Origin of the sequence: Isoptericola sp. NPDC056573 (assembly GCF_042793335.1) — a bacterium.
In the GTDB taxonomy this organism is placed as follows: Bacteria; Actinomycetota; Actinomycetes; order Actinomycetales; family Cellulomonadaceae; genus Isoptericola.
Window position 1 is genome coordinate 49,941 of sequence record NZ_JBHTUY010000018.1, and the last position, 11,994, is coordinate 61,934.

Consider the following 11,994-nt stretch of genomic DNA (forward strand, 5'->3'; position numbering starts at 1 on the left):
GTGCCGACGCACACCCCGACGACAGGACCCACGAGCGGGCTCGGCACCGGGCTCGGCACCGGGCTCACGACCGTCGAGAAGGACGTCGCGCAGACCCGGCTCCAGGCCGCCGTCGAGGAGATGTGCCTCACGCTGCGGCGGGCGAGCCGCAGCCTGTACGTGCGCGACGCGGCGGACTTCGCCTGCGCGGTGGCCGACCTGTCGGGCCGGTTCGTCGCCTACCCGCAGGACGTGGGCGTCTCCGGTTTCGTGGGGCTCGACCTCACGCCGACGATCGAGGCCGCGACCGCGCACGGGCCGCTCGGCCCCGGCGACGTCGTCCTGACCAACGACCCGTACCTGTCGGGCGGGCTGTCCACCCACCTGCCCGACGTGCACGCCGTCGCGCCGTTCTTCGACGGCGACGAGCTGGTCGGCTACGGCTGGGCGTTCGTGCACGTCTCCGACGTGGGCGGTCGCGTGCCGTCCTCGGTGAGCGTCGTCAGCGACTCCGTCTTCGCCGAGGGGCTGCGCGTGCCGCCCGTGCGGTACGTGCGCGGCGGCGAGGTGGTGCCCGAGGTCGAGGCGATCCTCGCGGCGAACTCCCGCACCCCCGACGCCAACCGCGGCGACCTGCACGCGATGCTCGCCGCCCTCGACACGGGCCGGCGGCGCGTCGCCGAGCTCACGGCCGACCTCGGGCCCGCCGGTCTCGCGGACGTCGGCGCGTTCGCCCGCGAGCAGAGCGCCGCCCGCGCCCGCGCCGCGCTGCGCACGCTGGCCGACGGCACGTACCGCTTCGAGGACTTCCTCGACAACGACGGCGTGAGCGACGTCCCGCTGCGCGTCGTCGTCACGGCGACCGTCGACGACGGCACCGTGCACCTGGACCTCACGGGCACCGACCCGCAGGTCGAGGCAGCCCTGAACATGGTGACGTTCGGGCGCGCGCACTCGTGGGTCGTGACGCGGCTGTTCGCCCTGATCGGCACGCTCGACCCGGCGGTACCGCTCAACGGCGGGCTCATGGACGTCATCGGCTTCACGGCCCCCGAGGGCACGCTGCTCCACGCCACCGGCACCGCCGCGACAGGCGTGCGGCACGCCACGACCTCGCGGGTCAACGACGTCGTCTCCGGCGCCCTCGTCCAGGCGGCGCCCGAGGTGCTGCCCGCCGCGTCGAGCGGCCTCGTCGTGCCCGTGGTCTTCGCCGCGGCCGACGGGTCGCGCGTGGACGTCGTGGAGCCGATGGTGGGCGGCACCGGCGCCCGGCACGGGGCCGACGGCGCGGACGGCCGCGACTCCGGCATCTCCAACCTGTCCAACAACCCCGTCGAGACCGTCGAGGCGAACGTCGCCGTGCGCGTGCGGCGCTACGCCCTGCGCCCCGACTCGGGCGGCGCCGGGCGGTGGCGCGGCGGCAGCGGGCTCGAGCTCGAGTTCGAGGCTCTCACCGACGGCGGCCTCCTGGCCCGTGGGCTCGAGCGGCTGCGGTTCCGGCCGTGGGGCTTCGCCGGCGGCCTGCCGGGCGCCCTCACCGAGCTCGTGGTCAACGAGGGGCGCGCGGACGAGCAGCGCCTGTCGGTCGTGGACGTCCACCCGCTGCGCGCGGGCGACCGCGTGGTGCTGCGCACGTCCGGCGCGGGCGGCTACGGCGACCCGCTGGAGCGGGACCCGCACGCCGTGCTCGCCGACGTCGGCGCCGGGCTCGTCACGACGGCGCACGCGCTGGACGCCTACGGGGTCGTGCTGCGCGACGGCGCGCTCGACGAGGGCGCTACGGCCGCGGAGCGCGGCCGCCGGGCCACCGTGGGGGCGAGCGCGGCCGGCGCGTCCCGGCACGGGCTGGGGCCGGAGCGGGAGCGCTGGGAGCGGGTCTTCCCGCCCGGGCTGGCCGACCGGCTCGACGTGCACCTGCGCACGCTGCCGACGACGACCCGCGCCGCCCGCCGCCGGGAGATCCTGCGGGGCGTGCTCGCCGGCCTGCCGCCGCGCTTCCCGGGCGTCGACGCCGACGATGCGGCGATCGACGCCGCCGGGCGGTCCTTCGCCGCGGCCGTCGCCGCGGTGACCGAGCCCGCGTGACCGCGCCCGCGCAGGCGGGCGGCCGCCCCACGCCGTTCGACGCCGTCGTGGTGGGCGGCGGCCCGCGCGCCGTCGCCGTCGTCGCACGCCTCGCCGCGCGGCGCCGGCCCGACGCGCCCTGGGGAGCCCCCGCGGACCCCGCGCTGCCCCCGCTGCGGGTCGCCGTCGTCGACCGCGTGGAGGTGGGTGCCGGGGCGACCTGGCGCACCGATCAGTCGCCGCTGCTGCTCAACAACACCTGGGCCGCGCGGACCACCGCGCACGCCGACGCCACGACGCCGATGACCGGCCCCGTCGTGCCGGGACCGGACCTGGTGGCGTGGGCCCACGCCGCGCCGGGCGACGCGTGGGCGCGCCCGGAGGCGCGGGCCCTCGGCCCCGGCTCGTACCCCAGCCGCCGGCTCCAGGGCGCGTACTACCGCGACCAGCTCGCGGAGGCCGCACGGCGGGGCGCCGTCGAGGTCGTGCCGGTGCACGGCGAGGTCGTGGACGTGCGCTCGCCCGAGCCCGGCGTGCGGCACGTGGTCCTCGCACCGGCCCCGGGCGACGACGCCGGCCCCGACAGCCCCGACAGCCCCGGCGCCGCCGGGCCCGCGGTGCTCGCGGCCCCCGTCGTCGTCCTGGCGCAGGGCATGGTGCAGGCGGTCCGCTCCCCGCAGACCCGCGAGCACCGGGACGCCGCGCGACGGCACGGCCTCGTCTACGTGGAGCCCGGCATGCCCGCGGAGCGCGACTGGGCCGCCGTGCCCGCCGGCGAGGACGTCCTCGTGGTGGGCCTCGGCGCGAACTTCTTCGACGTGCTCGCGCTCCTCACGGTGGGGCGCGGCGGCCGGTTCGTCGACGCCCGCACGGGCTCGCCCGTGGACGCCGCGGGGCGGTCGTGCGACGACGGCGGCGCCGACGGCCCGCACGCCGGCGACGCCCTGCGCTACGTGCCGAGCGGGGCCGAGCCGCACCTGCTGGCCGGCTCGCGCCGCGGCCTGCCCTACCGCGGGAAGGGCGCGCTGGCCGACGGGGTCCCCGCCCCGTACGCGGCGCGGTACGCGACCCGCGAGCGCTTCGACGCCCTGCGGGACCGGGCGGGCGGGCGCCCGGTGCTCGACCTGGCGCGGGACGTCTGGCCGCTGCTGGCCCGCGAGCTCGTGCTGGCGCACCTCACGGCGCTGGCCGAGCACCGCCCGTCGGCCCTGCGCTCCCCCGTCGCGGCCGACGACCTCGTCGCCCTGGTCGCGGCGGCGGACGACCCGGCGGCCCTGTGCGCCGACCTCGTGCGCGACCCCGCCGACGCCTTCGACCCCGCCCGGGCCGACCGGCCGCCGCGCGTCGGCGCCGCGGCCTGGCCCGCGTGGGTCGCGCGCTGGGTCGACGACGAGCAGGAGTCCGTGGCCTCGCCGGCGACGTCCCCGCGCGCCCGCGTGAACCAGGCCATGGAGACCCTCCGCGGCGAGGTCGCGCGCCTCACCCGCGCCGGGGTCGTCGACGGCGCGTCGCTCCAGTCCACCGGCGAGGGGATGCTGGTCCCCCTCGGGCTCGCCCTCGCGTCCGGCCCGCCGCCGCGGCGCGCCGCCCAGCTGCTCGCGCTCGTGCGCGCGGGTGTGGTCGAGCTGCTCGGCGAGGGCACCCGCGTGACGGTGGAGGACGGGGCGTTCGTGGCGCGCAGCGACGTGCGGGGGCCCGTGCGCGCGCGGGCGTTCGTCGAGACCCGGATGTCCCGCGGGGCGGTCGGGCCCACGGACGACCCCCTGCTGCGCGCGCTCCTCGACACGGGCCGCGCCCGGGCGCACCCGCTCCCCACCGGGGCGGGCGGCGCCGTCGCCTCGGACAGCCTCGACGTGACCCGGGACGGCTTCGCCCTCGTCGACGCCGCGGGGGACGCCGACGACCGGGTGGTCGTGCTCGGCATCCCCGCCGAGGCCGTCCAGCGCGGGTCGGCGATCGGCGCCAGCCCCGGCGTGCCGTCCCCGCTGCTGGCCGGCGCCGACGTCGCCGCGGCCCGCGTGCTCGGCGCCGCGGCCGGGCCCGCCGCCGGCTGAGCCGACGACCGGCCCGGCACCTGGCAGGTCAGCCCGCCAGGTGCCCCCAGCGCGGGGCGAGCTCGTGCCACGGGCCGATCTCGGCGATCTCGCCGTCGGCGAGCACGACGACGCGGTCGGCGCGGGACAGCGCCGCGCGCTTCGAGGTCGCGCCGACGACGGTGGTGCCGCGCTCGCGCAGCGACGCCCACAGCTCGATCTCCGTGGTGGCGTCCAGGGCGCTGGACACGTCGTCGGCCAGCAGCAGCTCGGCGTCCGTCGCCAGGGCGCGGGCGAGCGCGAGCCGCTGCACCTGGCCGCCGGACAGCCGGACCCCGCGGTGCCCGACGAGCGCGTCCGGCCCGCCGGCCTCGTCGACGTCCTGCCCGAGGCGCGCGGCCGCGACCGGGCCGTCGACGTCGCGCTCGTGGTCCAGGCGCACGTTCTCGCTGAACGTCCCCGACAGCACGCGGGGCACCTGCGCGACGTGCGCCACCTGCCCCGGGCGCAGGAACGCCTGGGCGTCCGCGACCTCCCGCTCGTTCCACCGGATGCTGCCGGTGTGCTCCATGAGGCCGCTGAGCGCGGACAGCAGGCTCGACTTGCCCGACCCCACCTGGCCGAGCAGCAGCACGAGCTCGCCGCGCCGCACCTCCAGGTCCACCCCCGACACGCCGATGGTGCCGTCGTCGTGCACGGCGGTGACGCCCTCGAGGCGCAGCCGCTCCAGGGCCTCGCGCGGGCCGGCGGACGGCCGCGGCGCGTCGCCCGTGAGCAGGTCGACGCCCGCGGGCAGGTCCATGAGGTCGGCTCCGGCGGCGAACCGACCGGTGGCCCGCTGCCACGACCGGGTGCCCGGCGCCTCCGTCACGACGGCCCCCGCCACGACGCCGAACCAGCCGAACCCGTTCACGGCGTTCGCGACGAGCAGCGCGGTCGCCAGCCCCCACGTGCCGGTGAGAAGGCCCGCCCAGGCGGCGACGACACCGAGCTGCACCATGATCATCGGCACGCCGTCGAGGGCCGCCTGGATCCGGTGCTCGAAGATCGCGGCCCGCACGCGGCCGGCGTCGACCTGCCGCAGGTGGCCGTGCACCTCGGGCGTGCGCGCCGCGAGCTTCACCGTGCGGGCGGAGTCGAGCGCCGAGACGAGGGCGCGACCGAACCGGGCGCGCGCGGCCGACGACCGGGTGGCCGAGCGGCCCGCGATCGGCCGGCCGACCGCCGACGCGGCCGCGGAGACCACCATGACGGCCAGCAGCACGCCACCGGCCAGCCACGACCCGCTCAGCAGCGCCGTCACGCCGGCGATGAGCAGGCCGTTGACGAAGTCGACCCAGCGGTCGGCGTAGCGCACGAAGCGGTCGGAGTCCATGGCCCGTGCCACGACCTCGCCGGGCGGGGTGGCGCGCAGGCGCTCCTGGCGCGTCTGGCCCGACATCACCGACATGCGCACCCGGAGCAGCACCTCCACCCACCACCGCGGGTAGACGTACAGCGCCCACGCCAGCGCCAGCGGCGCGACGACGAGGAGCACGACGAACGCGACCATGAGCGCGGTGGGGAAGCCCGCGTCGAGGCCCTCGACCGCCCGCCCCCAGAGGAACCCGGTGAGGGCGCCCTGCGCGGAGACGAGGCTCGCCACGAGGAAGAGCGCCGCGCCGACCACGCCCCACGCGGGCCGCACGAACAGCGCGTGCAGCACGCCCCGCGCCAGGCTCGGGCCCTCCCCCGGGTCGGCGAGCTCGGGCGCCGCGCCGCGGCGTCGCCTGCCGCCCACGTGCGACGTCGCCTGCGCGGCCGCCACGGCGGTGCTCGCCGGCGCCGCCTCGTGCCCGGTGAGGGCCGACGCGACCTCCTCGGCGGCACCGGCGCTCGCGACGGGCGCGTCCGCGGCGTCGCTCGCCACGAGCAGGTCGCGGTACGGGCCGTCCTCGCGGGCGAGCCTGCCCCGGGGCCCCTGCTGGACGATGCGGCCGTGGTCGAGCGCGGCGAGCAGGTCGGCCCGCTCGATGGTCGTGAGCCGGTGCGCGACGAGCACGCCCGTGCGGCCGGCGAGCAGCCGCTCGGACGCCGCGACCACGCGCGCCTCGGTGAGCGGGTCCATGCGCGCCGTGGCCTCGTCGAGCACGACCACCTGGACGTCGCGCACGAGCAGGCGCGCGAACGCGACGAGCTGCTCCTCCCCCGCGGACAGCGAGGTGCCGCCCGGGCCGAGCAGGGTGTCCAGGCCGTCGGGCAGGCCGGCGACCCAGGCGTCCAGGCGCAGCTCGCGCACGGCCGCCTCGACGTCCTCGCGCGGGACGTCGGCGAACAGCGCGATGTTCTCGGCGAGCGTGCCGGCGAGGATCTCGGTGCGCTGCGTGACGACGCCGACGGCGGCGCGCAGCTTCTGCAGGTCGAGGTCGCGCACGTCGACGCCGCCGAGGAACACCGTGCCGGGCTCCGGCTCGACGGCGCGGGACAGCAGCGACGCGAGCGTCGACTTCCCCGATCCGGTGCGCCCGACGAGCGCCACGGTCTGCCCCGCCGGGACGCGCAGGTTCACGCCCTGCAGCGCGAAGGTGCCCTCGGCGTACGAGAAGTGCAGGTCGCGCAGCTCGATGCCCACCGGCCCCTCGGGCAGGTCACGACCGCCGGTCGGCTCCGGCTCCACGGACAGCATCTGCCTGATGCGCGTGATCGCGCCCAGCCCCTCCTGGATGTCCGGCAGGTGGTGGATGAGGTTGTCCACCTGCCCCACGAACATCGAGGTGACCAGGAACAACGTCACGAGGTCCTTGACCTCCAGGGTGCCGCCCGACGCCAGCGCGGCACCGGCCACGGCCACGCCGGCGAGCAGCGCGGCGAGCACCAGGCCGGCCCGGCGCAGCATCGTCGACTCGACGACCACCACGTCGCGGAACTTGCGGTGCACGTCCGCCGAGCGCTGCGCCAGGCGGCGGACCGCGAACGGCTGGCCGAGGCTGGTGCGCAGGTCGTCGCGGGCGGCGACCGACTCCTCGAACGCGGCGGCGTGGTCGGTCCAGGCCGCTTCCTCGATCACCTTGCGGCGGGCGATCTCCCCCAGCATCGGCCGCACGAGGACGCCCGCGAGCGCACCCAGCAGGGGGAAGAGCGCCCACGCGGGCCACCAGGTGAGGCCCGCGACCACGTACATCGGCACGACGCCGACGACCGTGCGCCCCGCGCCCCAGAGCTGGCGGCGCACGAGCGTGCCGACGGCGTGCGTGTCGTCGTCGACGCGGTCGAGCACCTCGCCCACCGCCTGCTCGGTGAGCGTGGCGAGCGGCTGGTGCAGCGCCGCCGTGAGCAGGTCGCCGCGCAGCCGCCCCTCGGCGCGGTCGACGACGCCCGCCCACACGACCTGCCCGGCCGCGTCGAACAGGGCGGCGCCGACCACGCACAGCGCGAGCAGCGACAGCAGCGCGCCCGTCGGGTCCTCTGCGAGGCGCCCCGCGACGACGGTGCCGAGCGCCGCGCCCACCGCTCCGAGGGTGAGCGCGACCAGCGCGACCGCGGCCACCGGTCCGCGCAGCCGCCGCCAGTCGAGGCGGCGGGCCGGGTCGGTCGTCGTGGTCGAGGTGGACGTGGCGTGGTCCGCGCGCGCGGCAGGGGCGTCGATCATGGCCCGAGAAGCCTATGCGGCGCCCCCGACGCTCCGCCGCAGTTTTTTCGTCAGATCAGGCCCAGCGCACGCACGGCGTCCCGCTCCTCGGAGAGCTCCTGCACGCTGGCCGCGATGCGCTCGCGCGAGAAGTCGTCGATCTCGAGTCCCTCGACGACCTCCCACGCCCCGCCCGACGACGTCACCGGGAAGGACGAGACGAGGCCCTCGGGGACGCCGTACTGCCCGGTCGACCACAGGCCCGCGCTGGTCCAGTCGCCCGCGGGGGTGCCCAGCACCCAGTCGTGGACGTGGTCGATCGCCGCGTTCGCCGCGGACGCCGCCGACGACGCCCCGCGTGCGTCGATGATCGCGGCACCGCGCTTGGCGACCGTCGGGATGAAGTCGTCGGCGAGCCAGAGCTTGTCCTCGTCCGCGTACCGGGAACCCGGCGTCCCGCCGACGTCGGCCCGGAACACGTCCGGGTACTGGCTCGCGGAGTGGTTGCCCCAGATCGTCACGCGGCGCACCTGCGAGACCGGCACGTCCGCCCGCTTCGCGAGCTGCGACAGCGCGCGGTTGTGGTCGAGGCGCGTCATCGCCGTGAAGCGGTCCTTCGGCACGTCCGGCGCGTTCGACGCCGCGATCAGCGCGTTCGTGTTGGCCGGGTTGCCCACGACCAGGACGCGCACGTCGTCGGCCGCGCCCGCGTTGATGGCCCGGCCCTGCGGACCGAAGATGCCGCCGTTCGCCTCGAGCAGGTCCGCCCGCTCCATGCCCGGGCCGCGCGGCCGGGCCCCCACCAGGAGGGCGACGTTCGTGCCCGCGAAGCCGGCCGTCGGGTCGTCGTGGATGTCGATGCCGTCGAGCAGCGGGAAGGCGCAGTCGTCGAGCTCCATCGCGGTCCCCTCGGCGGCCTTCACCGCCTGCGGGATCTCCAGCAGCCGCAGCCGCACGGGGGTGTCGGGGCCGAGCATCGCGCCCGACGCGATCCGGAAGAGCAGCGCGTACCCGATCTGGCCCGCCGCCCCGGTGACGGTCACGTTCACTGGTGTGGTCATGCCCCTACTCTGTCGCAGCCGGGCGCCGGGGTCGACCGCCACTCCGGGCGGGCTCGGGTCCGGCGCGCCGACCGTCGTGGCGGAGCGCGACCTGGGACGACGCGCGGTAACGTGCCAGGAGCGCCACCGTCGGCCCGCGCTCAGCAACCGTTCAGACCACGGTGGAAGCATGCCCGCGCAGCCGGCCGTGAGGCCGGTCACGCACGACCGGCCCCTCCACCGCGAGGGGCACACCGAGACGCCCGTCTCCCGAGCAGAGAAGGACCCTCATGTCCCAGGACATCGCCGCCGAGAGCGGTACGGCTTCGGTCGACGTCGAGACGGCGGCCGACCACCCGGAGCACGGCCTGTTCGCGCGGCTCGCCGCCGAGGCCTTCGGCACGTTCGTGCTGGTGCTCGGCATCGTCGGCACCGCGACGTTCAACGCCGTCAACAACGGTCAGATCCTCCCGGTGGCACTCGCCGGCGGCATCCTCGTCATGGGCGCCATCGCCGCTGTCGGCGGCGTCTCCGGCGGCCACTTCAACCCCGCCGTCACCTTCGGTCTGACGCTCGCGGGCCGCTCCGCCTGGCGCGACCTCGCGCCGTACTGGCTCGCCCAGCTCGTGGGCGGCACGGCCGCGGCGGCCGTCATGTTCTCGATCATCCCCGACTCGTTCCCGGCGCTGACCGGCGCGGCGGACAAGGCCGCGGTCTTCCAGGGCACGGCGAACGGCTTCGGCGCGCACTCGCCCCTCGCGGCCCTGACCGCGTCCGCCGCCCAGAGCGGCGGCTCGCCCGCCGAGTTCTCGATGTGGGCCGCGATCCTCGTCGAGGTCGTCGTCACAGCGGTCTTCGTCGGCGTCATCCTCGGCGTGACGAGCAAGCGCTCGACGGTCACGTTCGCCCCGGTGGTCATCGGCCTGACGCTCGGCGCGATGCTCGTCGTCGCCTGGCCGGTCACGAACGCCTCGCTCAACCCGGCCCGCTCGTTCGCCTCGGCGGTCTTCGGCGGCGGCTGGACCTGGGGCCAGCTGTGGGTGTTCGTCGTCGCCCCGCTCGTGGGCGGGGCGCTCGCCGCCCTGTTCTACCGGGCGTTCGCCCCGGTCCCCGCGGTCGTGCAGGTCGAGGTCGGCTCCGCGGCCGGCGACGACCTCGACGACGAGCCCCGCCAGCACGACGTCGTCGACGACGGCGCCCTTCCGGCGCGGTCGGAGGTCGACGAGAACGAGGGCGAGTGGGACGGGGCGGACGTCGACGAGCCCGCCCCCCGCGACGAGGGCACCGAGGGCAAGGGCGACACCCCGCGCGCCTGACGTCCCGACCCGCGCACGAGGGCCGGTACCCCGCAGGGGGTGCCGGCCCTCGTGGCGTCCGCGGAGGACGCACCCACGGCACCCCGAGCCGCTCACCACGAGCCTCGCGGACGCGGCCTGCTGACGGGCGGCTCTCAGCCCAGGCCGGGCGCGGTCAGGGCGAGCACGCCGATGACGACGGCACCGCCCCAGCACAGGAAGACGTCGAAGCCCCGGCTCCGCACGACGAGCCCGACGGGTCCGGTGGACGACGTGGCCCGCCAGGTGCCTGCGACGGCGAGGGTCAGCGCGATGGTGCCGGTGCCGACGCGGGCACCGACGAGCACGCCGAGCACGACGGCGAGGACGATGCCGGCGAGCACGGTGACGATGGCGCGCTCCGGGCCGGGCAGGTGCCGAGCCGGCGCGTCGGCCTTCGCCTCGACCGAGTGCCACCGGGGCGCGGGCTCGGACCCTCCGGGGTCGCGCGGAGGGTCGGGCAGCGCACGGGGATCCACGGCAGCCGAGCCTACCGCCGCCCGACCGGGGCGGGCGCCGGACCTCCACGCCCGCGGGTTACCGTGAGGACCGTGCCCGAGCCGACCCCCGACGCCTCCCCCCTCCTCCCCCGGTCCGTCGTCGTGGTGGGCGCCGGCCTCGCCGGCGCCCAGACCGTCGCCGCGCTGCGCGCGCACGGCTTCGACGGGCGGATCACGCTGCTGGGCGCCGAGGGCGTGCCCCCGTACGACCGGCCGCCCCTGTCCAAGGAGCTCCTGACGCGGCCCGAGCCGGTGTGGCTGAGCGCGGACCTCGGCGTCGACGTCGACGCGCTGGCCGACGACGTCCGCCTCGCCGAGCCCGCCCGCGCGCTCACGTCCGGGCCGGGCGGCGTGGTCGTCACGACGGCGCGGGACGAGGTCGCGGCCGACGCCGTCGTGCTCGCGGTGGGTTCCGTCCCGCTCGTCCCGCCGGGGTTCGCCGCGTCGTCGCTGCTGCACACGGCGGCCGACGCCGACCGCCTGCGGGCGGCGCTGCGCCGCCCGGACGGGCTGCGCCTCGTGATCGTCGGCGCGGGCTGGATCGGCGCCGAGGTCGCGGGGGTCGCGGCAGGCGCCGGCGCGGACGTCACGGTGCTCGAGGCGGCCGCCGCCCCGTTGTCGCGCCAGCTCGGTCACGACGTCGGGTCACGCCTCGCGGGCTGGTACGCGGAGGCCGGGGTGCGCCTGCGCACGGGCGCCGCGGTGGCGGCGGTCGAGGACTCGGGGGTGGTCCTGGCCGACGGCGAGCACGTGCCCGCCGACCTGGTGCTCACCGCGGTGGGCGCCCGGCCGGCGTCGGGCTGGCTGGAGGGCGCGCTGCCGCTCGACCCGCGCGGCGCGCTCCTCGTGGACGGCGACGGCCGTGTCCCCGGCCACCCCAGGGTCTGGGCGGTCGGCGACGTCGCGTCGCGGGCGCACCCCGTGTTCGGCACGGTACCGGGCGGGCACTGGTCGGCGGCGCTGCACGACCCGGACCCCACCGTGCGCGCGATGCTCGGCGTCGAGCAGGCCGGCGGGGGGCACGCGCCGTACGTCTTCTCGCAGCAGCTCGGGCACGACCTGGCGCTGCTGGGCCTGCCGGTCACCGCCGGGCCCGACGCCTCCCCCGTGGTGCTGCGCGGCGTCCCGGGCGAGGGCCCGTGGGCGGCGCTCTACCTGGACCCGGCCCAGGACCCGGCCGTCGAGGGCGCGCCCGACGGCGTCGCGACCGTCCGCGCCGTCCTCCTCGTCGACTCGCCGCGCGACGTCGGCGGCGTGCGGCGCCTCATGAGCCGCGGCGAGCCGCTGCGCCTGGACCTCGCCCGGGCCACCGACCCCGCCGTCCGGCTCAAGTCCGCCGTCGCCCCCTGACGCCGAACAGGCGGGGTGGGCCCGTGTAGGGGGGGGGGACCAGGGCACCCACCCCGGGGGGGCGGGGGGGTGGGGGGCAAGGGGCGG

The 11,994-nt window shown here is 77.7% G+C and carries 7 protein-coding genes; 4 read left to right on the forward strand and 3 right to left on the reverse strand.

Translation table 11 applies throughout. From position 1 onward, the window contains the following. Both ACFQ8E_RS21155 and ACFQ8E_RS21160 read left to right on the forward strand, forming a co-directional pair. Complete coding sequence (locus ACFQ8E_RS21155; protein ID WP_430552536.1) at window positions 1-2,064, forward strand: hydantoinase B/oxoprolinase family protein; 2,064 nt, start codon at window positions 1-3, stop codon at window positions 2,062-2,064. Further along, complete coding sequence (locus ACFQ8E_RS21160; RefSeq protein ID WP_430552537.1) at window positions 2,061-4,097, forward strand: FAD/NAD(P)-binding protein; 2,037 nt, start codon at window positions 2,061-2,063, stop codon at window positions 4,095-4,097. Before ACFQ8E_RS21155 ends, ACFQ8E_RS21160 begins: the two co-directional genes overlap by 4 nt. A gap of 28 nt (window positions 4,098-4,125) precedes the next feature. Here the strand turns inward: ACFQ8E_RS21160 and ACFQ8E_RS21165 are convergent, their stop codons facing one another. Together ACFQ8E_RS21165 and ACFQ8E_RS21170 are read right to left on the reverse strand one after the other, a co-directional pair. Further along, a complete protein-coding gene (locus ACFQ8E_RS21165) occupies window positions 4,126-7,704 on the reverse strand; it encodes an ATP-binding cassette domain-containing protein (RefSeq protein ID WP_430552538.1) in 3,579 nt (1,192 codons plus the stop codon). Between the two features lie 50 nt (window positions 7,705-7,754). After that, a complete protein-coding gene (locus ACFQ8E_RS21170; RefSeq protein ID WP_430552539.1) occupies window positions 7,755-8,744 on the reverse strand; it encodes a malate dehydrogenase in 990 nt (329 codons plus the stop codon). Between the two features lie 269 nt (window positions 8,745-9,013). Between ACFQ8E_RS21170 and ACFQ8E_RS21175 the strand changes: the two genes are divergently transcribed. Next, on the forward strand, window positions 9,014-10,039 hold the full coding sequence (locus tag ACFQ8E_RS21175) for an aquaporin (protein ID WP_430552540.1): 1,026 nt from the start codon (window positions 9,014-9,016) through the stop codon (window positions 10,037-10,039). Window positions 10,040-10,173: 134 nt separating this feature from the next. On the opposite strand, the gene ACFQ8E_RS21180 is transcribed toward ACFQ8E_RS21175, so the two are convergent. Beyond that, window positions 10,174-10,536, reverse strand: coding sequence for a DUF3017 domain-containing protein (locus ACFQ8E_RS21180; protein ID WP_430552541.1), 363 nt, complete (start codon window positions 10,534-10,536; stop codon window positions 10,174-10,176). A 72-nt stretch (window positions 10,537-10,608) separates the two neighbouring features. Between ACFQ8E_RS21180 and ACFQ8E_RS21185 the strand changes: the two genes are divergently transcribed. Next, the gene (locus ACFQ8E_RS21185) at window positions 10,609-11,907 is read left to right on the forward strand and encodes an NAD(P)/FAD-dependent oxidoreductase (protein WP_430552542.1); all 1,299 of its coding nucleotides are present in this window, start codon (window positions 10,609-10,611) and stop codon (window positions 11,905-11,907) included. The last annotated feature ends 87 nt before the right edge of the window (window positions 11,908-11,994 follow it).

Coding starts and splice junctions, on each gene's coding strand:
- ACFQ8E_RS21165 (WP_430552538.1), bottom strand. CDS start 7,704: ATGATCGACGCCCCTGCCGCGCGCGCGGACCACGCCACGTCCACCTCG.
- ACFQ8E_RS21170 (WP_430552539.1), bottom strand. CDS start 8,744: ATGACCACACCAGTGAACGTGACCGTCACCGGGGCGGCGGGCCAGATC.
- ACFQ8E_RS21175 (WP_430552540.1), top strand. CDS start 9,014: ATGTCCCAGGACATCGCCGCCGAGAGCGGTACGGCTTCGGTCGACGTC.